Consider the following 22,807-nt stretch of genomic DNA (forward strand, 5'->3'; position numbering starts at 1 on the left):
GTCGGCCGGCCCGTCGCCACGGACCGAGAGAGCGTAGAACCGGATGAGCAAGGAACGATCGGGCAGCCGGAAGACTCTGCTGCTGGCCGCCCTGACCGCCGCGGCCGGGGCCGCCGCCTGGACCTTCCGCGAGGTGCCCGTCGCCTTCGGCCGCCGGCCCGACCCGGCCGACCCGCGGGTGCGGAACTCCCCGCAGTACCGGGACGGCGTCTTCCACAACGCCCCGTCCGAGCTGGCCCGCCCCTCGGTGGGCTCGCCGGCCGACACGGGCACGCTGCGCCGGATGCTGTTCGAGCGCGACGGCCTGCCGACCGGCCCGGTGCCGCTGTCCCGCTTCGACGGCGGCCCGCACCAGGACGTGACCGAGGGCGTGCGGCTGACCTGGTTCGGCCACGCCTCGGCGCTGGTGGAGATCGAGGGCAGCCGGGTGCTGCTGGACCCGATCTGGAGCGACCGCTGCTCGCCGTCCCAGCACGTCGGCCCGAAGCGGCTGCACCCGGTGCCGGTGGAGCTGGAGGACCTCCCGCCGGTGGACGTGGTGCTGATCTCGCACGACCACTACGACCACCTGGACATGCCGACCGTCCAGCGGCTGACGAAGAGCCAGTCCGCGCCGTTCGCCGTGCCGTTGGGCATCGGCGGCCACCTGCGCAGCTGGGGCGTCCCGGAGCACCGGATCATCGAGCTGGACTGGGACGAGACCTGCACCCTGGGGGACCTGACCGTCACCCTCACCTCCGCGCACCACTTCTCCGGCCGCGGCACCACCCGGAACACCACCCTCTGGGGCTCCTGGGTGATCGCCGGGCCGACCAGGAAGGTCTACTACACGGGGGACTCCGGCTACTTCGAGGGCTACGCGAGGATCGGCGAGCAGCACGGCCCGTTCGACGCGGCCCTGGTGCAGATCGGCGCGTACGACGCGGCCTGGGCCGACATCCACATGACCCCGGAGGACGCGGTGCTGGCCCACCGCGAGCTGCGCGGCGGGCTGCTGGTGCCGGTGCACTGGTGCACCTTCCGCCTGGGCCTGCACCCGTGGGCCGAGCCGGTGGAGCGGCTGCTGGTGGCGGCCAAGGAGCACGCGGTGCCGGTCGCGGTGCCGCGCCCGGGCCAGCGGGTGGACGTGGACAGCCCGCCGGAGCTGGACGGCTGGTGGGAGACGGTGGCCTGACGGCCCGTCGGCTGACCCGTCGTTAATCTGCTGGCCCCGGAACCCTGGGCGGTCCATGATGCGGTAGGGGTGCCCCGTGAGCGGGGCACCCCTACCCTCCGTTCGTCCCCCGACCCAGGGAGCCCGATGCCCCCGACGCCCAGCGCCGGCCACACTCCAGGCCGCGCCGTCGACCCGCTGTTCCTCGCCTATCCGCTGCGCACCCTCGCGGACGCCGCGCTGAGCCGGGCGAAGCAGCTCGGCGTCTCGCACGCCGACTTCCGCCTGGAGCGGGTCCGCTCCGCTTCCTGGCGGCTGCGTGACGCCCGCCCCTCCGGCTCCTCCGACACGGTGCAGCTGGGCTTCGCCGTCCGGGTGCTGCTGGACGGCGCCTGGGGCTTCGCCGCCGGGGTGGACCTGACCCCGGAGGCGGCGCAGCGGGTGGCCGAGCAGGCCGTCGCGGTGGCGAAGCTGTCCGGCGGCATCAGCCGGGCGGCCGGCGGCACCGACCTGGTGGAGCTGGCCGAGGAGCCGGTGCACGCGGACGTCACCTGGGTCTCCTCGTACGAGGTGAACCCCTTCGAGGTGCCGGACGCGGAGAAGACCGCGCTGCTGGCCGAGTGGAGCAACCGCCTGCTGGCGGCCGACGGCGTCTCGCACGTCTCGGCGAGCCTGCTGACGGTGCAGGAGAACAAGTTCTACGCGGACACCGCGGGCACCGTCACCACCCAGCAGCGGATCCGGCTGCACCCGACGGTGGAGGCCACCTCGGTCGACGAGCGCACCGGCGCCTTCGACTCGATGCGCTCGATCGCGCCGCCGGCCGGCCGGGGCTGGGAGTACCTGCTCGGCACCGGCTGGGACTGGAACGCCGAACTGGCGGAGCTGCCGGGCCTGCTGGCCGAGAAGATGAAGGCCCCGAGCGTCACGGCCGGCCACCTGGACCTGGTGATCGATCCGTCCAACCTCTGGCTGACCATCCACGAGTCGATCGGCCACGCCACCGAGCTGGACCGCGCGCTGGGCTACGAGGCCGCCTACGCGGGCACCTCCTTCGCCACCTTCGACAAGCTGGGCTCGCTGAAGTACGGCTCCGAGCTGATGCACGTCACCGGTGACCGCACCGCCGAGCACGGCCTCTCCACCATCGGCTACGACGACGAGGGCGTGGCCACCCAGTCCTGGGACCTGGTCAAGGACGGCGTCCTGACGGGGTACCAGCTGGACCGCGCGATGGCGAAGCAGAAGGGCCTGGGCCGCTCCAACGGCTGCGCCTTCGCCGACTCCCCCGGCCACGTGCCGGTGCAGCGGATGGCCAACGTCTCGCTCCAGCCGGTGGCCGGCGGCCCCGACACCGCGGGCCTGATCTCCCAGGTGGAGAACGGCCTGTACATCGTCGGCGACCGGTCCTGGTCGATCGACATGCAGCGGTACAACTTCCAGTTCACCGGCCAGCGCGCCTTCGCCATCCGCAACGGCGAACTCGCGGGCCAGGTCAAGGACTTCGCCTACCAGGCCACCACCACCGACTTCTGGGGCTCGATGAGCGCCGTCGGCGGCCCCGAGACCTACGTGCTCGGCGGTGCCTTCAACTGCGGCAAGGCCCAGCCGGGCCAGGTCGCCGCCGTCAGCCACGGCTGCCCGTCCGCGCTCTTCCGCGGCGTCAACGTGCTCAACACCCAGCAGGAGGCGGGTCACTGATGCCCATCGTCCACCCGCACGAACTGGTCGAGCGCGCGCTCGGGCTCTCGCAGGCCGACGGCTGCGTCGTCATCGCCGACGAGGAGACCACCGCCAACCTCCGCTGGGCCGGCAACGCCCTGACCACCAACGGGGTCACCCGGGGCCGCCGCCTCACCGTGATCGCCACCGTGGACGGTGCCGAGGGCACCGCCTCCGGCGTGGTGGCCGCCGAGGCCGTCACCCTGGACGAGGTGGAGGCGCTGGTGCGCGCCGCCGAGGCCGCCGCCCGCGAGGCCGGCCCGGCCGAGGACGCGCAGCCGCTGCTGCCCGGCCGCGAGCCGTCCGCCGACTTCACCGCGGCCCCGGCCGAGACCTCCGTCGAGGTCTTCGCCGCCTTCGCCCCGGCGCTCGGCGAGGCCTTCGCCCGGGCCCGGAAGGAGGGCCAGCTGCTCTACGGCTTCGCCCGCCACGAGGTGGTCTCCAGCTACCTGGGCACCTCCACCGGCCTCCGGCTGCGCCACGACCAGCCCACCGGCACGGTCGAGCTGAACGCCAAGACCGAGGACCTGTCGGCCTCCGCCTGGGTCGGCGCCGCCACCCGGGACTTCACCGACGTGGACGTGGCCGCGATGCACGCCGAGGCCACCAAGCGGCTCGGCTGGGGCCGCAAGAAGATCGACCTCCCGGCCGGCCGGTACGAGACGCTGCTGCCGCCCGCTGCCGTGGCCGACCTGATGGTCTACCTGAGCTGGTCCTCCGGCGGCCGGGACGCGGCCGAGGGCCGGACGGTCTTCTCCAAGGCCGGCGGGCAGACCCGGCTCGGCGAGCGGCTCGCCCCGCTGCCGCTGACGCTCCGTTCGGACCCGGCCCAGCCGGGCCTGGAGGCGGCACCGTTCGTGCTGACGCGCTCCTCCGACGGCGACAGCTCGGTCTTCGACAACGGCCAGCCGCTGCCCCCCACCGACTGGATCAAGGACGGGGAGCTGGCCAACCTGCTGACCTCCCGTCACACCAGCGGCCTGACCGGCCTGCCGCTCACCCCGGCCGTCGACAACCTGGTGCTGGAGACGGCCGACCAGGACGCCGCCCCGACCCTGGACGAGATGATCGCCCGGACCGAGCGCGGCCTCCTGCTGACCTGCCTCTGGTACATCCGCGAGGTCGACCCCGCCACCCTGCTGCTCACCGGTCTGACCCGGGACGGCGTCTACCTGGTGGAGAACGGCGAGGTCGTCGGCGCGGTGAACAACTTCCGCTTCAACGAGTCCCCCGTGGACCTGCTGGGCCGCATCACCGAGGCGGGCAAGACCGAGCCCTGCCTTCCCCGCGAGTGGGGCGACTGGTTCACCCGGGCGGCCATGCCGCCGGTCCGGGTGCCGGACTTCAACATGAGCTCGGTCAGCCAGGCGAGCTGAGGAGATGTAGGAAACCGTGGACGAGAAGCGCACCGTACGGGTCTCCAAGACCCTCTCCCGGGTCCTGAGGCACGACCCGTCCTCGATCGGCGTCACGCTGGACGAGGCCGGGTGGGTCCCGGTGGAGACCCTGCTCGCCGCCCTGCGCCGCAAGGGCACCCGGATCACCCGGGACGAGCTGGACCACGTGGTGGCGAACAACAACAAGAAGCGCTTCGCGTACTCGGAGGACGGCTCGGCGATCCGGGCCAGCCAGGGCCACTCGGTGGCGGTCGATCTCGGTCTGGCCGCCGCCGAGCCCCCGGCGGTGCTCTACCACGGCACCACCGGGGCCCACCTGGACGCGATCTTCCGCGAGGGCCTGCGCCCGATGAGCCGTCAGGACGTCCACCTGTCGGCGGACACCGAGACGGCCGTGCGGGTCGGTTCCCGGCACGGCCGTCCGGTGGTGCTCACGGTGGACGCGGCGGCGCTGCACGCGGCCGGACACGAGTTCCGGATCTCCGCGAACGGCGTCTGGCTGACCGACGCCGTACCGCCGGGCTTCCTCGGACAGCTGGCCGCCTGAGGTGGCGTCAGGCTCCGGTCAGGACTTCTTCCTGGAGCTCCAGACCGGCGCCACCACCACGATCAGCAGCACCGCCGCACCGAGCTGGAAGGCGTGCCGCCACCAGTCGAAGCCCCGGGTGTCCGCCACCCCGAACAGGTGCGCCACCAGGTTCCCGACGATCGCGCCCACCATGCCGAGCAGCATGGTCAGCCAGAGCGGGATGTCCTGCTTCCCCGGGATCAGCAACCGGGCGATGCCGCCCAGGATCAGACCCTCGATCAGCGCCGAGATGATCGCCCACATAGTCAGCTCCCGGAGGCCGCGGCCGCCGACCCTCGGCGGTGCTCCTCCCCGTGGATCACAGTTTTTGCCCCGCCCGGCCCACCCGCACCCCGGGTGGGCCGTTCCCGTGCCCCCACCCTCCTCGGGCGGCGTCGGCGGGCGTACCGTGAGAGCACCGCACCGGGCCGGAGTGCGGGGGCTGACGAGGGCGGTTAGAGGCATGGGCAAGCGGGACGAGGTCTTCCGGATCACCCGGGCGCGGAGCGCGCTGAGCGAGGACGTCCGGGGCCGCCAACGGCGGTACGTGATCTCGATGCTGGCGCGCACCCTCTGCGTGCTGCTCGCGGTGGTGATGTGGAACGTCGAGCGGTTCGTCGCCTACGGGGCGCTGGCCGGCGCGGTGCTGCTGCCGTACTTCGCGGTGCTGATCGCCAACGCCGGCCGGGAGAAGGCCCCCGGCCTGCCGAGCACCTTCGCGATCCCGGCCGACACCCCCCTGATGCTGGGCCCGGGCGGCACCGGCGGCGGCGGTGACCAGCCCCGCGCCTGAGGCTCTCTGCCCGGTTTGACGGCTGTTCAGCCGATTTGCCGGACAGAAAGCTCAGAACAAGCTCAGATTAATCTCGACGGACCTAGCCACGTGGGCGGTCCGGCGTGACATACTGCGTACGCGCTCCGCATCCCCCGTCGGAGCGACTGACCGACGCCGGGCGGCTCCCCCCGTGGCTGCCCGGCGTCGTCGTGTTCGGGTACTGGGAACGGCAGCTCCATGGACAGCCCCTCGCTCAACCTCTTCGGCCCGGCGGACGGCCCCGAGGGCCCGCCGGTCTGCTCGGCCAAGGGCTGCCGGAAGCCCGCCGCGTGGGTGCTGGCGTGGAACAACCCCAAGCTGCACACCCCGGACCGCCGGAAGACCTGGCTCGCCTGTGAGGACCACCGGGAGAGCCTGGGCCAGTTCCTCGGCGTGCGGGGCTTCCTGAAGGACACCGTCGCCCTCGCCGACTGGCAGGACCCGGAAGGGGCCTGACGGCGCGTCAGCCGCCTCAGCCCCTCAGCAGACCCCTCAGCCGCCGATGGCGGACATCGGGCGGTCGGGCTGGAGGAAGTCCGGGTCGTCGATCCCCGCGCCGGCCTTCTTGCCCCACATCGCGGCCCGCCAGAGCGCGGCCAGCTCGGCGTCGCTCGAGCCGTCCCGCAGGGCGGTGCGCAGGTCCGTCTCCCCGGTAGCGAAGAGGCAGTTGCGGACCTGGCCGTCGGCGGTCAGCCGGGTGCGGTCGCAGGCCCGGCAGAACGGCCGGGTGACGGAGGCGATCACACCGACGGTGGCCGGGCCGCCGTCGACCAGCCAGCGCTCGGCCGGGGCGGCGCCGCGCACCGAGGAGGGCTCGGGGGTGAGCTCGAAGCGGGTGCGCAGCCGGTCCAGGATCTCCTCGGCGGTGACCATCTGCGAGCGGTCCCAGCCGTGCTGGGCGTCCAGCGGCATCTGCTCGATGAAGCGCAGCTGGTAGCCGCGCTCCAGGCACCAGCCGAGCAGGTCGGGCGCCTCGTGCTCGTTGACCCCGCGCATCAGCACCGCGTTGAGCTTCACCGGGGTGAGCCCGGCGGCCTCGGCGGCCGTCAGGCCGTCCAGCACGTCGTGGTGGCGGTGACGGCGCGTCAGGGTGTGGAAGAGCTCCGGGTCCAGGGTGTCCAGCGAGACGTTCACCCGGTCCAGGCCGGCCGCCTTGAGGGCGGTGGCGGTGCGGGCCAGGCCGATGCCGTTGGTGGTGAGGGAGAGCTCGGGGCGGGGCTCCAGCGCGGCGCAGGCGGTCACGATGGAGACCAGGCCGGGGCGGAGCAGCGGCTCGCCGCCGGTGAACCGGACCTCCCGGACGCCGAGTTCGCGCACCGCGAGGGAGACCAGCCGGACGATCTCCTCGTCCGTGAGCAGGTCGCTCTTGCCGAGCCACTGCAGACCCTCCTCGGGCATGCAGTAGGTGCAGCGGAGGTTGCAGCGGTCGGTCAGGGAGACCCTGAGGTCAACGGCCTGCCGTCCGTAGGTGTCGAGGAGCACGGTACTCGGCCCCCTTCCCTGGAGCGCGACTGGCCCGGCCGCCTGTCGGTGGGCCGGGCCAGCTTAACGCCGTGATCCCTCACGGCCACGTTCCATCCGGTGGGCGGGACCGACCGGCTGCGACTAGGTCAGCTCTGTCAGTGTGCGCCCAGGCCGGTGAGCGAGCGGACCTCCAGCTCGGCGGCCTTGGCCGGATCGGCCTTCTCCTTGGCCAGCACGGTGCCCAGCCAGCCGGCCAGGAAGCCGATCGGGATCGAGACCAGGCCCGGGTTCTCCAGCGGGAACCAGTGGAAGTCGCTGTGCGGGAAGAGCGAGTTCTTGCCGCCGGAGACCACCGTGGAGAAGAACACCAGGGTGACCGAGCTGATCAGGCCGGCGTAGACCGAGCTGACCGCGCCGGTGGTGTTGAACCGCTTCCAGAACAGCGAGTAGAGCAGGGTCGGCAGGTTGGCCGAGGCGGCCACCGCGAAGGCCAGCGCCACCAGGGCGGCGGCGTTCAGCTTGTCGGCGAAGAGGCTGAGCACGATCGCCACCGCTCCGATGCCGATCGCGGCCAGCTTGGCCGAGCGGACCTCCTCCTTCTCGTCCGCCTTGCCCCTGCGGATCACGTTGGCCCACAGGTCGTGGGCGAAGGAGGCAGAGGAGGCCAGGGTGAGACCGGCCACCACGGCCAGGATGGTGGCGAAGGCGACCGCCGAGATGACGGCCAGCAGGATCGCCCCGCCGGTCGTGCCGGCCCCGCCGCCGAGGTACTCGGCGAGCAGGGGGGCGGCGGTGTTGCCCGAGGCGTTGGAGGCCTTGATGTCCTTCGGCCCGACCAGGGCGGCGGCGCCGAAGCCCAGCGCCAGGGTCATCAGGTAGAAACCGCCGATGATGCCGATCGCCCAGAGCACCGACTTCCGGGCCACCTTCGCGGTGGGCACGGTGTAGAAGCGGACCAGGATGTGCGGCAAGCCGGCGGTACCGAGGACCAGGGCCAGGCCCAGGCTGAGGAAGTCCAGCTTGCTGGTGCCGCTGACCCCGTACTTGAGCCCGGGCTCCAGGAAGGCCGAGCCCTTGCCGGCCTTGTCGGCGGCGGCCTGGAGCAGGTGGGAGATGTTGAAGTCGAACTTGGCCAGCACCAGGACGGTCATCAGCCCGGCGCCCGCGATCAACAGCACCGCCTTGACGATCTGCACCCAGGTGGTGCCCTTCATGCCGCCGATGGCGACGTAGATCACCATCAGCGCGCCGACCGCCACGATGGTCCAGCGCTTGGCGCCGTCCCCGCTCACCCCGAGCAGCAGGGCGACCAGCGAACCGGCGCCGACCATCTGGGCCACCAGGTAGAAGACCGACACGACGATGGTGGAGATGCCCGCGGCGGTGCGCACCGGGCGCTGGCGCATCCGGAAGGCCAGCACGTCGGCCATGGTGTAGCGGCCGGAGTTGCGCAGCGGCTCGGCGACCAGCAGCAGGGCGACCAGCCAGGCCACCAGGAAGCCGATCGAGTACAGGAAGCCGTCGTAGCCGAACAGCGCGATGGCCCCGGCGATGCCGAGGAAGGAGGCGGCGGACATGTAGTCGCCGGAGATCGCCAGGCCGTTCTGGAAGCCGGTGAAGCCGCGGCCCCCGGCGTAGAAGTCGGCCGCGTCCTTGGTCTGCCGGCCGGCCCAGATCGTGATGCCCAGGGTGGCGAGCACGAAGAGGCCGAACAGGCTCATGGTCAGGCCGCGGTGCTCGGTCGCGGCGGTGGCCAGCGCGGTGGCTGCCTGGGCATTCATTCGGCGGCCTCCCGCGGGCTCACGACGGTGGCGCGCTCGCGGATCGCGGCGGCCTTCGGATCGAGTCCGCGGTCCGCGTACCGGGCGTACCAGGCGGCGATGCCGAAGGTGGAGGCGAACTGGAGCAGGCCGAGCAGCAGGGCCATGTTGACCGCGCCGAAGAGCTTGATCGCCATGAAGTCGTGGGCGTAGCTGGAGAGCAGCACGTACAGCAGGTACCAGAGCAGGAAGCCCGCCGTGACCGGGAAGACGTACCCCCGGAACGCCCTCCTCAGGGCGGCGAACTCCTCGCTCTGTTCAATGAGTTGGACTTCCGTGGGCGTGGTCTCGGCAGTTGCAGGGGTTTCCACTCGGCGTCTCCTGTGATGTGTCGGCGGCACAGTGGGGAACGAATGGACGTGAGGGGCGTCACAGTCGCGATGCCGCTGCATGCTAGGGCCTGCCGAGGCGTACACGACAGACCCCGGGCCGAGGAACCGCTCCACAACGTCAGGAAGGCGGCACCGCCGCAGCGGTACCGCCTTCCTGAGGGGACGTCAGGCTCCGGTCCGTCAGAAGCTGATCCGGACCTTCAGCGCCTCGCGGTCCTCCATCGCCCGGTAGCCCTCCGGCACGCCGTCCAGGCCGACGGTGCGGTCGAAGACCAGGCCGGGCTCGATCCTGCCCGACAGCACGTCCGCCAGCAGCTCGGGGATGTACGCGCGGGCCGGGGCGACGCCGCCGCCGACCCGGACGTTCCGGTTGAACATCTGGCTGATGTCCACGCCCGCGCTGCCGCCGTGCGGCACGCCGACGTAGCCGACCCCGCCGCCGTCGCGGGTGATCGAGATGGCGGTGCGCATCGACTCCTCGGTGCCGACCGCCTCCAGCACGGCGTGCGCGCCCTGACCACCGGTCAGCTCGCGGACCGCCTCGATCGCGGCCTCCCCGCGCTCGGCCACCACGTCGGTGGCGCCGAACTTGCGGGCTATCGCGGTCCGGGCCTCGTGCCGGCCGAGCGCGATGATCCGCCCGGCGCCCAGGCGCTGCGCCGCCAGCACGCCGCACAGGCCGACCGCGCCGTCGCCGACCACGGCGACCGTCGCGCCGGGCCTGACGCCCGCCGCCAGGGCGGCGTGGTGGCCGGTGCTCATCACGTCGGAGAGCGCCAGCAGGTGCGGCAGCAGCGCCTCGTCGGTGGCCGCCTCCTTGGGCAGCTTCACCAGGGTGCCGTCCGCGAACGGCACCCGGACGGCCTCGCCCTGGCCGCCGTCGGAGCCCGGCTCGCCCCAGAAGCCACCGTGCGGGCAGGAGGTCTGCAGCCCGTCCCGGCAGTAGTCACAGACGCCGTCGGACCAGACGAAGGGGGCCACCACCAGGTCGCCGACCTTGGTCGTGGACACCTCGGAGCCGACCGCCTCGACCACGCCGAGGAACTCGTGGCCGATCCGCTGGCCGGGCTGACGCTTCGCCACGCCGCGGTAGGCCCAGAGGTCGCTGCCGCAGATGCAGGCGTTCAGCACCCGGACCACCGCGTCGGTGGGCTGACGGACCTGCGGGTCGGGCACCTCCTCGATCCGGATGTCGTGGGGGCCGTGGATGACGGTGGCGCGCATGAGGGGTCTTCCTTCGTGCTGGTGTGCGGGTGGTGCCGCCCGGTAGGACGCTCTCCCTCCCCCACGGTATTCCTGATGGATCCCGATGTCGGATTCGCCACTTTCCGGGCGACCGGCCGCCCCGAGGGGGCCGTTCGGCCAACGGTGTGGGCGCGCGCCCTTAAAGTGGTTCTCCATGTACGCGATCCAGCCCCCGGACGACGAGCCCGTCTGGGCCCCGCCGTTCCCGGCCCAGCGCACCCCCGAGGACGGCCCCGGCTTCGCCGTGGTCGACGTCGAGACCACCGGCCTCGGCCGGCAGGACCGGGTGATCTCCGCCGGTGTCTACCAGCTGGACGCGCACGGCGAGGTGACCGACCACTGGTACACCCTGGTCAACCCCCAGCGGGACCCGGGGCCGACCTGGATCCACGGCCTCACCAGCGCGGCCCTGGCCGGCGCCCCGACCTTCCCGGAGGTGGCCGCCGAGTTCGCCGAGCGGCTGGCCGGGCGGGTGATGGTGGCCCACAACGCGCTCTTCGACTGGAACATGATCTCCCGCGAGTTCTCCCGGGCCGGGCTGCGCGCCCCGGTCGAGCAGCGGATCTGCACCATGGTGCTCTCCCGCGACCTCGGCCTGCCGCTGCCCAACGGCAAGCTGGCCAGCCTGGCCGCCCACTTCGACGTCCACCAGCGCCAGGCCCACAACGCCCTCGACGACGCCCGGGTACTGGCCGAGGCCTTCCGCCCCAGCCTCCAGCTGGCCCGCCAGTTCGGCGTCCCGCTCCCGCTCACCAACTGCGTGGCCGTCACCGACTTCGACGACTCGCCCGCCGCGGCCTCCTCCTCCCGCTCCTACGGCTCCTCCTACCGGGCCAGCCGCAAGCGACCCACCTGCCCCTACCCCAACCCGGGGCGCTGGGTCGACGGCCGCCCGCTGATGCAGGGCATGCGGGTCGCCATCACCGGCGACACCGCCACCGACCGGGAGCTGCTGGAGGACCGCGCGATCGAGGCCGGCCTCCACATCGCCTCCTCGGTCAGCCGCCTCACCAGCCTGCTGGTCACCAACGAGGCCGGCAGCTGGAGCGGCAAGGCCCGCAAGGCCCGCGAGTACGGCACCCCGGTCATCGGCGAGGACGCCTTCCTCCACCTCCTCCGCGAGGTCGCTCCGCACTCGGCGTAGACGGACAACGGCGCGCGGCAGGGCAGCGACCCAGGGGCGCGAGGAACTGCGCGCCGGCGGACGGCACCACGTGCAACTGGCTCGCCTGCCCCGACCTCACGCTGGGCCGCCTTCCGTACTCGCGCCCGCGCGGCGGAGCCGCAGGTCAGCAGAGCCTCGCGCCCCTGCCCCCCACGGGGTGGCCCCCGGTGTGTGATCGCGGTGTGAGGGCGCGTAGTTTGCCGTTGTGTACCGTTTTCTGCTGTCCCGGCGCTGGGCGTTGATCGTCCTCTTCGTGCTGTTGCTGATCCCGACCATGGTCCGGTTGGGCTTCTGGCAGTACCACCGCCACGAGGCCCGGGTCGCCCGGAACGAGCTGATCGCGCAGAGCCTGACCGCCCCCGCCGTCCCGTTCGACTCGCTGTCCCGGCCCGGCACGGCCGTCCCGAAGGACCTCAGCTGGCGGACCGTCAACGCCACCGGTCAGTACGACCCGGCGACCGAGTTCGTGATCCGCAACCGCACGGAGCCCGGTGGCAGCAGCATCGGCTACTTCGTGATCACTCCCCTCCACCTCGCCGACGGCGCCGGCACCGTGCTGGTCAACCGCGGCTGGGTGGACTCGGCCGGCGACGCCACCAGTTACCCCACCATCCCGGCCCCGCCCGCCGGCCAGGTGACCGTCACCGGGCGGCTGCGCGGCGACGAGACCGCCGAGAGCAAGAGCCTCAAGGCCCGCGGCAAGCTGCCGGACCGTCAGTACCAGCTGATCAGCAGCACCGAGCAGTCCGACCGCCTCGCCACCCCCGTGCTCGGCGGCTTCATGGAGCTCACCGCCTCCGCCCCGGCCCAGGGCGACGCGCCGATCCTGCTCGCCGAGCCCGACCACTCCTCGATCGGGCCGCACATGGCCTACGCCGTCCAGTGGTGGCTGTTCGCCGCCCTGGTCCCGGTCGGCCTGGTGGTGCTGGCCCGCCGCGAGGCCCGCGACCTCGCCGCGGCAGCGGGCAAGGCCGACGCGACGGAACCCGAGCCGGTCGCGACCTGACGATCCGTCCGGGGCCCGGGTGCGGCAGGATGTGGCCCATGGATCTCGGACTTCAGGACAAGGTGTACGTGGTCACCGGGGCGACCCGGGGCCTCGGCTTCGCCACGGCTCGTGAACTGCTCGCCGACGGCGCCCAGGTGGTGGTCAGCGGCCGTACCAAGGAGGCGGTGGAGGCAGCCGCCTCCTCCCTGAACGCCCCCGGCCGGGTGCTCGGCGTGGCGGCGGACAACGCCGACCCCGGGGCGGCGGCCCAGCTGGTGCACGCGGCGGTCGCCGAGTTCGGACGGCTGGACGGTGTCCTGGTCAGCGTCGGCGGCCCGGCGGCCGGGACGGTGCTGGAGACCACCGAGGCGCAGTGGCAGTCGGCGTTCGAGTCCGTGGTGCTGGGCGCGCTGCGGATCGCCCGCACCGCCGCCGCCTCGCTCACCGAGGGCGGGGTGATCGCCTTCGTGCTCTCCACCTCGGTCCGCCAGCCGGTGCCCGGCCTCGGCATCTCCAACGGCCTGCGCCCGGGCCTGGCGATGGCCGCCAAGTCGCTGGCCGACGAGCTCGGCCCGCGCGGCATCCGGGTGCTCGGCCTGCTGCCCGGCCGGATCTCCACCGACCGCATGCGCGAACTGGACACCCTCAGCGGTGACTCGGCCGCCGCCCAGGCCCGGGCCGCGGCCACCATCCCGCTCGGCCGCTACGGCACCCCGGAGGAGTTCGGCCGGGTCGCGGCCTTCGCCCTCTCCCCCGCCGCCTCGTACCTGACCGGCGTGATGATCCCCGTCGACGGCGGCGCCCTGCGCGGCCTCTGACGGCCCCTGCGGCCCCCTCAGGTCACGCGGGGCTTCGCCCCGGCCCGGCGCGGCGGGCTGGGCGGCCGGACCACCCGCAGCCGCAGCTCGGCCGGGAGGTCGCGGGCCAGGGTGGTGCGGGCGTGGGCGAGCGGTCCGTCGTGCAGGTGCTCCAGGGTGGCGGCCGGGTCGGCGTCCGGGGTGAGCCGGACGGCTGCGCGCAGCCGCAGCCGATTCGAGGTGCCGGTCAACTGGGCCCGTACCCGGGCGACTTCGGGCAGGGCGATGGTCTCGGTCTCCACCGCGTCGGCCAGCGCCCGGGCCCGCAGCCGCAGGGTGAGGCCGGGGGCCGCGACCGGCAGGGTGACGGCCGGGGGCCCGCTGCGGCGGGCCTGGGCGAACAGCCACCAGAGGCCGCAGGCCACCGTGAGCCCGAGCACCGCGAAGACCACCGGCCACCACCAGGCCTCGCCGGACCACCTGGTCCGCGAGGCGTCGCTGAACACCGGCTGGTCCGGCGAGGTCAGCGGCCACCAGCCCGGCGGGGTCCACCCCAGCCGTGCGTAGAGGTCCAGCCCGCCGGCCAGCACCAGGACGCCGCCCGCCGCCAACGCCACCCCGGCCAGCAGCAGGACGGCGCGGTTGACCGTGCCCCGGCTCATCGGCGCCCCCGTCCGGTCCGTACGTCCAGGCGGTGCTCCCCGGCCAGTGGCACCCGGGCCAGCTCGGCCCGCAACTCCCGCTCCACGGCGGCCGGTTCGGCCTCGCCGTCGATCCGCACCACGGTCCGGCCACGGCCGGTGCGGACCCGGACCGAGCCGACCCCGTCGATCCGCCGGGCCCACCGGGAGACCAGGGCGGAGACCCCGGCCCGGTCGATCACCGCGCCCGGCCGGGTCAGCGCCAGCCAGCGTCGCTGACCGGGCGTCAGCGCCAGTACCAGGAGGCCCAGCCCGAGCAGGACGGCGGCGCCCGCCGCGATCAGCACCACCGGATCGTCCAGGTGACGCCGCGCCAGCTCGTCGGCGGTCTCCGACCGCCACGGCCCGGCCGTCCGCCCGGCCCGCACCGCCGCCGCGTCGTACAGCAGCGCCCCGGCGACCACCAGCCCGGCGACCACCACCAGCCCTGCCCAGAAGGTCCGGTCCGAGCGCAACCGCCGCACCTTGGGCGGGAGTTGCACCTCCGTCGGCTCAGCGGCCACGCGGCACCAGCCGTTCCACCACGACCACCACCTCGCCGACGGTCCGCCCGGTCAGCTCCGACAGCCGCTCCCGTACCGCCGCCCGCACCCGCTCGGCCGAGGCCGCCAGATCGGCCGGAAACGGCAGCTCCACCCCGACGGTCAGCCGTACCGAGCCGTGCAGCTCGGCCACGGCGGTGCGCTGCACCGTGCCGTCGCCCTCCTCGGCCAGCGCCTGACTCGCCGCCAGCGCGGCCAGCCGGGTGAACACCCGGTCAGCGATCCGGAGTTGACCGCGCTCGACCGCCGGCACCGGCGCCGCGGTGGTCAACGACGCCGGTCCCGGCCGCGCAACAGCTCACCCAGGTCGCTCAGTTCGAGGTCGCCGTCGATCAGCCGGCCCGCCACGAAGCCGACCGCGCCGAGCGCGGCCACCAGGAGGAAGGCGGCGAACCCGCCGAAGTACCCGGCGAAGCCCAGGGCCATCCCCACCACCAGCCCGATCAGGCCGAGATTCACGCCGTCATCCCTTCGCTCACCGGTCTACCGAACCCTGACCCGGCGGCCGCTGTCGGCCTCGGGCTGCTCGTCCTCGCCCTCGTCCGGCTCGTCGGGCAGGTGGACGTCGTTGACGGCGATGTTCACCTCGACCACCTCAAGGCCGGTCATCTTCTCCACCGCCGCGATGATGTTCGCCCGCACCTCGGCCGCCAGCTTGGGGATCACCACGCCGTACTCCACCACCAGGGCGATGTCGATGGCGGTCTGCTTCTCGCCCACCTCGGCCTTGATCCCCCGGCCCACGCTCGACTTGCCCCCGGGCACCCGGTCCCGCATCGCCCCGAAGGTCCGGGAGAACCCGGACCCCAGGGCATGGATCCCGCTCACCTCCCGGGCGGCCATGCCGGCGATCTTCTCGACCACCCCGACGGCCAGGGCGGTGCGGCCACGCTCCTCCGCCGCGTCGGGCTTCGCGGTGTCGTTCTTCGCCAGGACGGCGGGCGTCGGGCTCTCGGGCATCAGTGACTCCTCGCGGTACGGGTCCAGCTATATCGCAAACCAGCCCAACTCTGACATTCCGCCACTCCCCCCGCCCGCTTTGAGGTCCGTACGGCCCAAGCGCCTCCAGCCGAACGCGCGGAAGGGCAGCGACCGAGGGGCGCGGGGAACTGCACGCGGGGGAACGGCAGCAGGTGCAACTGGCCCACCTGCCCCGATCCCACGCCGGCCCGCCTTCCGGACCCGCGCAGTTCCTCGCGCCCCTGAGGTCGCCGCCCTACCGGGCGCCGAGGGGCCCTCAGTCGCCGAGGCCGGCGAGGTCGCGGAGGCGGCGGGCCTGGGCAGCGCGCTCGGCGGTGCGCTGCTCGTCGTAGGTGCGGGAGGCGGCGCCCTGGAGGAGGGCCTTGGTCTCGATGACGGCGCTGCGCGGGGCGGCCAGCAGGGCGGCCGCGAGGTCGCGTGCGGCGGCGTCGAGCTCGGCGGCGGGGACGGCGAGGTTGGCCAGCCCGGTGGCCACGGCCTCCTCCGCGCCGACCTGGCGGCCGGTCGCGCAGATCTCCAACGCCCGGGCGTAGCCGACCAGTTCGGTGAGCGGCTTGGTGCCGGCCAGGTCGGGGACCAGCCCGAGGGAGGTCTCCTTCATGCAGAAGCGGACGTCGTCGGCGACCACCCGGATGTCGCAGCCGAGGGCCAGCTGGAAACCGGCCCCGACCGCGTGGCCCTGGACGGCGGCGATCGAGATCAGGTCCGGGCGGCGCCACCAGGTGAAGGCCTCCTGGTAGGAGGCGATGGTCTCGTCGAGGTCCTTGTCGTCGGCCGCGGCGAGCTGGAGGAAGTTCCGCTCACCGGGGATGCCCTCGGGGGTGAACATGGCCCGGTCGAGCCCGGCGGAGAAGGCCGGGCCCTCGCCGCGGAGCAGGACGATCCGGACGGTGCCGGGCAGGCTGCGGCCGATGCCGGCGAGCGCGCGCCACATGGCGGGCGACTGGGCGTTGCGGCGGTCGGGGCGGCAGAGCGTCACCACGGCGGTGTCGCCCTCGACTTCGAGCCGGACCCCGGCCTGCTCCAGGAGTTGCGGGTCGAGGTCGGCGGCGGGGCTGGTCATGATGCGGTACCTCCGGCAGCGGGGTGACTGGCTACCGGAGAGTAACAAAAACCGGCACCGCCGGACAGTACTCCGATCGGAGCGCCCGTCGGTGCCGGGAACGACGATCGGCGGTCCGGGATTCCGGCCGCCGATTCGTCTGGAGCTGGGAGCTGAGTGGTGGTGCGTGCAATGGTGGTGCGTACGGTGTTGACGGCTCGTCAGGAACCGGAAGCCGCAGTGGTCTTGCCCTTGCCTCGCGTGGCACCGCCACGGCCCCGGAGATTGACTCCGGACTCGCTGAGCATGCGGTGCACGAAGCCGTAGGAACGGCCGGTGGATTCCGCGAGCGCACGAATGCTCGCTCCGGAGTCGTACTGCTTCTTGAGATCGGCCGCGAGCTTCTCACGCGCGGCACCAGTCACCCGGCTGCCCTTTTTCAGAGTCTCGGCCACCCGTGCCTCCTCGTAACTGTGCTGCTCGGTCAGATTCCCATGATCACCCATAGCCAGGCTCCTGGCCACCCATTCGACAAGGTCGATACCGGGAAAGCGCAGTCTGCCGGTCGTGATCGCAGCGCACAAGGGCGCTCACCAAGAGTGCTCACGCCCCCTCGGGCGGCACACGGAAGGATGTGGTGAAGGGAGAAAGAGCTGATCAGCACGGGCAGGCGGGGGGATGAACACCGCCCTGCCACGAGTGGAACTCCTCAAACGGAATCCGGGAGTCTCCCATTCCCGGATTCCGTCAGAGACCGGCTTTTCTACGTCAGATTAGTGAGGAAGCGTCTACTCGACGCCCTCACTCCGCCAGTCAGGCCAGCGAGACCAGGTCCTGGTAGGCCGGGCTCCAGAGGTCCTCGACGCCGTCGGGGAGCAGGATGATCCGCTCCGGCTGGAGCGCCTCGACCGCGCCCTCGTCGTGGGTGACCAGGACCACCGCGCCGGCGAAGGTGCGCAGCGCGCCGAGGATCTCCTCGCGGCTGGCCGGGTCGAGGTTGTTGGTGGGCTCGTCGAGCAGCAGCACGTTGGCGGAGGAGACCACCAGGGAGGCCAGCGCGAGGCGGGTCTTCTCACCACCGGAGAGCACCCCGGCCGGCTTGTCGACGTCGTCACCGGAGAACAGGAAGGAGCCGAGGATCTTCCGGATCTGCACCAGGTCCGTGTCGGGGGCGGCGGAGCGCATGTTCTCCAGCACCGTCCGCTCGGGGTCGAGGGTCTCGTGCTCCTGGGCGTAGTAGCCGATCTTCAGGCCGTGGCCCGGGATCACCTCGCCGGTGTCCGGCTGCTCCACTCCCGCGAGCATCCGCAGCAGGGTGGTCTTGCCGGCGCCGTTGAAGCCGAGGATGACCACCCGGGAGCCGCGGTCGATGGCCAGGCCGACGTCGGTGAAGATCTCCAGCGAACCGTAGGACTTGGAGAGCCCGCTGGCGGTCAGCGGGGTCTTGCCGCAGGGGGCCGGGTCCGGGAAGCGGAGCTTGGCGACCTTGTCGGAGACCCGGGCCTGCTCCAGGCCGGAGAGCAGCTTCTCGGCGCGGCGGGCCATGTTCTGCGCGGCCACCGTCTTGGTCGCCTTGGCGCGCATCTTGTCGGCCTGCGCGTTGAGGGTGGCGGCCTTCTTCTCGGCGTTGGCGCGCTCGCGCTTGCGGCGCTTCTCGTCGTCCTCGCGCTGCTGCTGGTACTGCTTCCAGCCCATGTTGTAGATGTCGATGGCGGCGCGGTTGGCGTCCAGGTAGAAGACCTTGTTGACGACCGTCTCGACCAGGTCGACGTCGTGCGAGATGACGATGAAGCCACCCTTGTAGGTCTTCAGGAAGTCCCGCAGCCAGACGATCGAGTCGGCGTCGAGGTGGTTGGTCGGCTCGTCGAGCAGCAGGATGTCGGAGTCCGAGAAGAGGATCCGGGCCAGCTCGACGCGGCGGCGCTGACCACCGGAGAGGGTGTGCAGCTCCTGGCCCAGGATGCGGTCCGGCAGGCCGAGCGCGGCGGCGATGGTGGCGGCCTCGGCCTCGGCGGCGTAGCCGCCCTTGGTGAGGAACTCGGTCTCCAGGCGGGCGTACTTCTTCATCGCGTTGTCGCGGGTGGAGCCCTTGCCGTTGGCCATCCGCTCCTCGTTCTCGCGCATCTTCTTGAGCACGGTGTCGAGGCCGCGGGCGGAGAGGATCCGGTCGCGGGCGAGGACGTCCAGGTCGCCGGTGCGCGGGTCCTGCGGCAGGTAGCCGACCTGGCCCGAGCTGGTCACGGTGCCGGAGGCGGGCAGGCCCTCGCCGGCCAGGACCTTGGTGAGGGTGGTCTTGCCGGCGCCGTTGCGGCCGACCAGACCGATCCGGTCGCCGGGGGCGATCCGGAAGGAGGCGGACTCGATGAGGACGCGGGCACCGGCACGCAGTTCGAGCGCGTTGGCGGCAATCATGGCTGGGTTACTCCTGGGACTGGCGGGGGGCAGCGGACGGCGGACGTGTGGCGGGCGCTGCGCGCGCTAATGCCGGGAGGGAACAGCCATGCGGGCCAGTCTACCGGCAGCCCGGAGGAACCCTTGAGGGATTAAGGACGGCGTGAGTGGTGATGCCCCAGGGGCGCGGGGAACTGCGCGCTGGGGACCGGCAACACCTGCAACTGGCTCACCTGCCCCGACCTCACGCTGGTCCGCCTTCCGGACTCGCGCAGTTCCTCGCGCCCCTGGGTGGCCCCTTCGGGGCCACAGGTCAGCTGGTGGGACAGCCCGGGCGGGGGTGGAGGGCTGCGAAGTCGGTGGTGCAGGTGGATTCGGGGGTGGCGATGCGGGTGTCGTAGACCCGGGTGCCGAGGATCGGGCCGTCCTCGATGGAGACGCGCTGCTCGTCGAGGCGGCGCAGCTGGACGTTCGGGCCGGCGCCGAGTTGGAAGCCCTTGGCGTTGATCTTGAAGCCGGTCACGCCGCCGGGCAGCTGGCCGCCCGCGCCGGTGGTGCCGGTGCAGGAGCGCGGCACCAGGACCGCGTAGTCGGTGTGCACGGCCCGCAGCGGGTCGTAGGAACAGCCGGACAGCGGGCGGGAGTTGAACCGCAGGTCGCCGTCACTGTCGCGGAAGCCCATGGTCAGCGCCGGGGTCACCACGGCGACCCAGCCGCCCTCCGGGTCGTTCACCGGCTGGAGCGCGGCGGCGGCCCGGCGGACCGAGGTGGCCAGCTTCTCGGCCTCGGTGCGGCTGCCGGCGTCCTTGGCGTCGGTGCCCTCCAGCCAGTCGCTCAGGCCGGGCACGGCGCGGTGCCAGCGGACCTCGTGGTCGCTCGGCCGGACGGAGGTGACCATCCCGTCGTCCCAGACCACCACGGCGTTCTCGCCGACCATCGACAGGTGCAGGGCGGTCGCGCCCTCGCGGCGGTAGGACCAGAGGTGCTCGTCGGTCAGCCGGTCGTAGGCCTCCAGGCCGGGGCCGACCTTGAGCTCCAGGGCACCGGAGTCCCGGGACTGCGCGCCCACCGGGCTGGCGTCGACCGCGCCCGGCTTGACCAGGACGTCGCCGAAGGGGACGGGCTTGTTGGCGTGCGCCGCGGCACCCGCGCCGAGCACCACGAGGACGGCGACGGCGGGCAGCACGGATCGTCGGACGGGGGCAGGCAGCTTCCAGGACACGGGCGGAGCGTACCCGGGCCGGGCGTGCTCCGTCAGCCAGACTCGGCCGCCCACCCGGAAGACCGACGGGTTCCCCGAGGTCCGCACGACCCCCTCCGGACCTGGGATTCTCGGCGGGCGGGCGCCCTCGGGCGAGGCTAGGGTGCGACTGCTGTCACCCGACGGACTGTTACAGAGGTGGTACTCGATGCAGTTTGACGACCAGGCGGATCTGGACACCTCTCAGGTCCAGGACCGGCGCGGGATGTCGGGCGGCGGGAAGGTCGCGGTGGGCGGCGGGGCGGTCGGTCTGATCGGTCTGGTCCTGGCCCTGCTGCTGGGGGTGGACCCGAGCAGCGTCGGGATCGGCGACGGCGGCTCCGGCACCTCCGCGGGCACCACCACGGCGAACCAGGTGGACGACACCTGCAAGACCGGCGCGGACGCCAACCGGCGGCAGGACTGCCGGATCGTCGGTGTGGTCAACAGCGTGCAGGACTTCTGGCGGCAGGAGTTCACCCGGCGGGCCGGGGCCTACTCCCCCGCCCAGACGGTGCTCTTCACCAACCAGGTGAACACAGCCTGCGGGACGGCCGGTTCGGCGGTCGGCCCGTTCTACTGCCCGGGTGACCGGAAGGCCTACTTCGACCTCGGCTTCTTCAACGAGCTGAGCAGCCGCTTCGGCGCCAAGGGCGGCCCGTTCGCCGAGGCCTACGTGGTGGCGCACGAGTACGGGCACCACATCCAGAACCTCACCGGGCAGATGAAGAAGGTCGGCAACGACCGGCAGGGTGCGGACAGCGGCTCGGTGAAGCTGGAGCTGCAGGCGGACTGCTACGCCGGGGTCTGGGCGTACAACGCCACCCGCGCGCCGCTGGCCTCCACCGGGCGCCCCCTGATCACCTCGCTCACCGAGGCCGACATCGCGGCCGGCCTGGACGCGGCCGCCGCCGTCGGGGACGACCGGATCCAGCAGCAGGCCCGCGGCCGGGTCAATCCGGAGACCTGGACGCACGGTTCCTCGGCCCAGCGCCAGCAGTGGTTCACCACCGGGTACCGGTCCGGGGACATGGCCCGCTGCAACACCTTCGGCTGATCCCTCCGGACGGCCCGCCCGCGACCTACCACTATCGAGTGACATGAGGCTTTTCTGACGGTCTGTGGGATTACCGTCGTGCCTACGGGCCTGCCCGGGCCCGCAGGCACGTCCCCCGAGGAGAAGACCCATGCGAATCGGCCGCCTCACCCTGGCCGCCGCCGCGCTGCTGCTGGTGACCACCGCGAGCGTCCCCGCCGGCACCCCGCTGAGCCAGACCGAGCGGCACACCTCGCTCTCCTCGGACGCGATCGAGCCGCGCGGCGCGGCACCCCGTCCGAACGTCCAGCGGGCCAAGCACGAGCCGCCGTTCGGCGCCTTCGTCGGCTCCTGGGACAACTACATCCCCAACATCGCCCGGATGGCCACCTGGCTCAAGGGCGCCAACATGCAGGTCGGCCACACCTACCTGGCCGGGAACGGCTGGAACGACGTCGAGGGCGAGACGGTGGTGCTCGGCCTCTGGTCGCAGTGGAAGCTGGCCGACCCCCAGCGCAAGCTGGTGCTCGGCGTGCCGATGCTGGTGCCGAACGAGAACAACGCCCCGGACGCCGAGGTGGCCCGGCTGCTGGCCCGGGGCAACAAGGGCGAGTTCGACCAGCACTTCCTCAAGCTGGCCCGCAAGCTGGTCGCGCTCGGCGGGCACGACACCATCCTGACCCTGGGGTGGGAGATGAACGGCATCACCTACACCAGCCGCTGCAAGCCCGACCCGACGGCCTGGAAGGCGTACTGGCGGCGGATCGTGACGGTGATGCGCTCGGTGCCGGGGCAGCACTTCAAGTTCGACTTCAACCCGACCCGGGGGCTGGACGCGATCCCCTGGACCAGGTGCTACCCCGGCGACGACGTGGTCGACATCATCGGCATGGACAGCTACGACCAGCCGGCCGGCGCCACCTTCGACGAGTTCGTCTCCGAGCCCTACGGCCTGCAGGACCAGGTGGAGTTCGCCGCCAAGCGCGGCAAGCCGGTGTCGTACCCGGAGTGGGGGCTGTTCCGCAACGGCGACAACCCCGAGTTCGTCCGGCGGATGGTGGACTGGATCCGCACCCACGACACCGCCTACCAGACCGTCACCGACTACTGCCCGCACGGCTTCTGGCAGTGCGACCGGAACCCGCGCTCCAGCCGCGTCTACCGCGATCTGATGACCGGCTCCAAGGGAGCCACCACCCCGTCAGCCGCGCATCCGGGCCAGTAGCACCCGCTTCAGCCCCGGCATCCGGGTCCGCAGCTGGTGCGCGAGCGCCAGCCGGACCCGGACCCGGACGGCCCGGGCCACCGCCCAGGGCGCCAGCCGGCCCGGGCCCAGCACCAGCCGCTGGTTGGGGAGTTGGTCGGGACGCCAGCGTTGCTTGTACGGCTCCTGGCCGCGCAGCAGGCTG

General features: G+C 72.6%; 25 protein-coding genes and 1 pseudogene. 11 read left to right on the top strand and 15 right to left on the bottom strand.

From position 1 onward, the window contains the following. The first annotated feature begins 43 nt into the window (after nt 1-43). The 4 genes from ACZ6ZR_RS34425 (at nt 44) to ACZ6ZR_RS34440 (ending at nt 4,819) form a co-directional block, all read left to right on the top strand. Complete coding sequence (locus tag ACZ6ZR_RS34425; RefSeq protein ID WP_465649238.1) at nt 44-1,174, top strand: MBL fold metallo-hydrolase; 1,131 nt, start codon at nt 44-46, stop codon at nt 1,172-1,174. A gap of 126 nt (nt 1,175-1,300) precedes the next feature. After that, nucleotides 1,301-2,854, top strand: coding sequence for a TldD/PmbA family protein (locus tag ACZ6ZR_RS34430; protein ID WP_465649240.1), 1,554 nt, complete (start codon nt 1,301-1,303; stop codon nt 2,852-2,854). After that, complete coding sequence (locus ACZ6ZR_RS34435; RefSeq protein WP_465649242.1) at nt 2,854-4,251, top strand: metallopeptidase TldD-related protein; 1,398 nt, start codon at nt 2,854-2,856, stop codon at nt 4,249-4,251. Before ACZ6ZR_RS34430 ends, ACZ6ZR_RS34435 begins: the two co-directional genes overlap by 1 nt. 16 nt (nt 4,252-4,267) lie before the next feature. After that, a complete protein-coding gene (locus tag ACZ6ZR_RS34440; protein WP_465649244.1) occupies nt 4,268-4,819 on the top strand; it encodes an RNA 2'-phosphotransferase in 552 nt (183 codons plus the stop codon). An 18-nt stretch (nt 4,820-4,837) separates the two neighbouring features. Here ACZ6ZR_RS34440 and ACZ6ZR_RS34445 read toward each other — a convergent pair whose 3' ends face one another. Further along, nucleotides 4,838-5,104 carry a GlsB/YeaQ/YmgE family stress response membrane protein gene (locus ACZ6ZR_RS34445; RefSeq protein WP_465649245.1) on the bottom strand — a complete coding sequence of 89 codons (267 nt, stop codon included), beginning with the start codon at nt 5,102-5,104 and terminating at the stop codon, nt 4,838-4,840. A gap of 199 nt (nt 5,105-5,303) precedes the next feature. Between ACZ6ZR_RS34445 and ACZ6ZR_RS34450 the strand changes: the two genes are divergently transcribed. Together ACZ6ZR_RS34450 and ACZ6ZR_RS34455 are read left to right on the top strand one after the other, a co-directional pair. Beyond that, nucleotides 5,304-5,633, top strand: a complete 330-nt coding sequence (locus tag ACZ6ZR_RS34450; protein WP_465649247.1) for a DUF3099 domain-containing protein — start codon at nt 5,304-5,306, stop codon at nt 5,631-5,633. 219 nt (nt 5,634-5,852) lie between these two features. Beyond that, nucleotides 5,853-6,110, top strand: a complete 258-nt coding sequence (locus ACZ6ZR_RS34455) for a hypothetical protein (protein ID WP_465649249.1) — start codon at nt 5,853-5,855, stop codon at nt 6,108-6,110. A 36-nt stretch (nt 6,111-6,146) separates the two neighbouring features. On the opposite strand, the gene moaA is transcribed toward ACZ6ZR_RS34455, so the two are convergent. The 4 genes from moaA to ACZ6ZR_RS34475 form a co-directional block, all read right to left on the bottom strand. Continuing rightward, a complete protein-coding gene (gene moaA / locus ACZ6ZR_RS34460; RefSeq protein WP_465649251.1) occupies nt 6,147-7,136 on the bottom strand; it encodes a GTP 3',8-cyclase MoaA in 990 nt (329 codons plus the stop codon). Nucleotides 7,137-7,273: 137 nt separating this feature from the next. Further along, nucleotides 7,274-8,899 (bottom strand): solute symporter family protein, encoded by a 1,626-nt coding sequence (locus tag ACZ6ZR_RS34465; RefSeq protein WP_465649253.1) that lies wholly within the window; start codon nt 8,897-8,899, stop codon nt 7,274-7,276. Continuing rightward, entirely contained in the window at nt 8,896-9,249 is a 354-nt protein-coding gene (locus ACZ6ZR_RS34470; protein WP_465649255.1) for a DUF485 domain-containing protein, read from the bottom strand. The genes ACZ6ZR_RS34465 and ACZ6ZR_RS34470 overlap by 4 nt, the downstream gene beginning before the upstream one ends. Nucleotides 9,250-9,450: 201 nt before the next feature. Further along, nucleotides 9,451-10,494 carry a zinc-dependent alcohol dehydrogenase family protein gene (locus ACZ6ZR_RS34475; protein WP_465649257.1) on the bottom strand — a complete coding sequence of 348 codons (1,044 nt, stop codon included), beginning with the start codon at nt 10,492-10,494 and terminating at the stop codon, nt 9,451-9,453. Between the two features lie 175 nt (nt 10,495-10,669). Between ACZ6ZR_RS34475 and ACZ6ZR_RS34480 the strand changes: the two genes are divergently transcribed. The 3 genes from ACZ6ZR_RS34480 to ACZ6ZR_RS34490 all read left to right on the top strand — a co-directional run bounded on the left by ACZ6ZR_RS34480 (nt 10,670) and on the right by ACZ6ZR_RS34490 (nt 13,486). Next, nucleotides 10,670-11,659, top strand: a complete 990-nt coding sequence (locus tag ACZ6ZR_RS34480; protein WP_465649259.1) for a DEDDh family exonuclease — start codon at nt 10,670-10,672, stop codon at nt 11,657-11,659. A 226-nt stretch (nt 11,660-11,885) separates the two neighbouring features. After that, on the top strand, nt 11,886-12,686 hold the full coding sequence (locus tag ACZ6ZR_RS34485) for an SURF1 family cytochrome oxidase biogenesis protein (protein ID WP_465649261.1): 801 nt from the start codon (nt 11,886-11,888) through the stop codon (nt 12,684-12,686). 38 nt (nt 12,687-12,724) lie between these two features. Beyond that, the gene (locus tag ACZ6ZR_RS34490) at nt 12,725-13,486 is read left to right on the top strand and encodes an SDR family oxidoreductase (protein WP_465649263.1); all 762 of its coding nucleotides are present in this window, start codon (nt 12,725-12,727) and stop codon (nt 13,484-13,486) included. A 17-nt stretch (nt 13,487-13,503) separates the two neighbouring features. Here ACZ6ZR_RS34490 and ACZ6ZR_RS34495 read toward each other — a convergent pair whose 3' ends face one another. From ACZ6ZR_RS34495 to ACZ6ZR_RS34535, 9 genes are all read right to left on the bottom strand, one after another. Further along, on the bottom strand, nt 13,504-14,127 hold the full coding sequence (locus ACZ6ZR_RS34495; RefSeq protein WP_465649265.1) for an Asp23/Gls24 family envelope stress response protein: 624 nt from the start codon (nt 14,125-14,127) through the stop codon (nt 13,504-13,506). Further along, nucleotides 14,124-14,669: a DUF6286 domain-containing protein gene (locus tag ACZ6ZR_RS34500; RefSeq protein WP_465649267.1), complete on the bottom strand. Its 546-nt coding sequence runs from the start codon at nt 14,667-14,669 to the stop codon at nt 14,124-14,126. Before ACZ6ZR_RS34500 ends, ACZ6ZR_RS34495 begins: the two co-directional genes overlap by 4 nt. Next, a complete protein-coding gene (locus ACZ6ZR_RS34505) occupies nt 14,659-14,979 on the bottom strand; it encodes a hypothetical protein (protein ID WP_465649269.1) in 321 nt (106 codons plus the stop codon). The genes ACZ6ZR_RS34500 and ACZ6ZR_RS34505 overlap by 11 nt, the downstream gene beginning before the upstream one ends. Beyond that, complete coding sequence (locus ACZ6ZR_RS34510) at nt 14,976-15,167, bottom strand: hypothetical protein (protein WP_465649288.1); 192 nt, start codon at nt 15,165-15,167, stop codon at nt 14,976-14,978. The genes ACZ6ZR_RS34505 and ACZ6ZR_RS34510 overlap by 4 nt, the downstream gene beginning before the upstream one ends. A 24-nt stretch (nt 15,168-15,191) precedes the next feature. Beyond that, entirely contained in the window at nt 15,192-15,668 is a 477-nt protein-coding gene (locus ACZ6ZR_RS34515) for an Asp23/Gls24 family envelope stress response protein (RefSeq protein WP_465649271.1), read from the bottom strand. 277 nt (nt 15,669-15,945) lie between these two features. Further along, nucleotides 15,946-16,752, bottom strand: a complete 807-nt coding sequence (locus ACZ6ZR_RS34520) for an enoyl-CoA hydratase/isomerase family protein (RefSeq protein ID WP_465649273.1) — start codon at nt 16,750-16,752, stop codon at nt 15,946-15,948. A 200-nt stretch (nt 16,753-16,952) separates the two neighbouring features. Beyond that, nucleotides 16,953-17,186 (bottom strand): helix-turn-helix domain-containing protein, encoded by a 234-nt coding sequence (locus tag ACZ6ZR_RS34525; RefSeq protein ID WP_465649275.1) that lies wholly within the window; start codon nt 17,184-17,186, stop codon nt 16,953-16,955. A gap of 358 nt (nt 17,187-17,544) precedes the next feature. Then, complete coding sequence (locus ACZ6ZR_RS34530; protein WP_465649277.1) at nt 17,545-19,143, bottom strand: ABC-F family ATP-binding cassette domain-containing protein; 1,599 nt, start codon at nt 19,141-19,143, stop codon at nt 17,545-17,547. A gap of 292 nt (nt 19,144-19,435) precedes the next feature. After that, complete coding sequence (locus tag ACZ6ZR_RS34535; RefSeq protein ID WP_465649279.1) at nt 19,436-20,344, bottom strand: hypothetical protein; 909 nt, start codon at nt 20,342-20,344, stop codon at nt 19,436-19,438. Between the two features lie 187 nt (nt 20,345-20,531). Between ACZ6ZR_RS34535 and ypfJ the strand changes: the two genes are divergently transcribed. Together ypfJ and ACZ6ZR_RS34545 are read left to right on the top strand one after the other, a co-directional pair. Then, complete coding sequence (ypfJ, locus tag ACZ6ZR_RS34540; protein ID WP_465649281.1) at nt 20,532-21,419, top strand: KPN_02809 family neutral zinc metallopeptidase; 888 nt, start codon at nt 20,532-20,534, stop codon at nt 21,417-21,419. A gap of 130 nt (nt 21,420-21,549) precedes the next feature. Then, complete coding sequence (locus ACZ6ZR_RS34545) at nt 21,550-22,623, top strand: glycoside hydrolase family 26 protein (protein ID WP_465649283.1); 1,074 nt, start codon at nt 21,550-21,552, stop codon at nt 22,621-22,623. Here the strand turns inward: ACZ6ZR_RS34545 and ACZ6ZR_RS34550 are convergent. Further along, a pseudogene (locus tag ACZ6ZR_RS34550) lies at nt 22,600-22,807 on the bottom strand (GNAT family N-acetyltransferase); the annotation flags it as partial. The gene ACZ6ZR_RS34545 and the pseudogene ACZ6ZR_RS34550 sit on opposite strands and share 24 nt — an antisense overlap.

It is taken from the genome of Kitasatospora sp. NPDC088742, assembly GCF_055584905.1.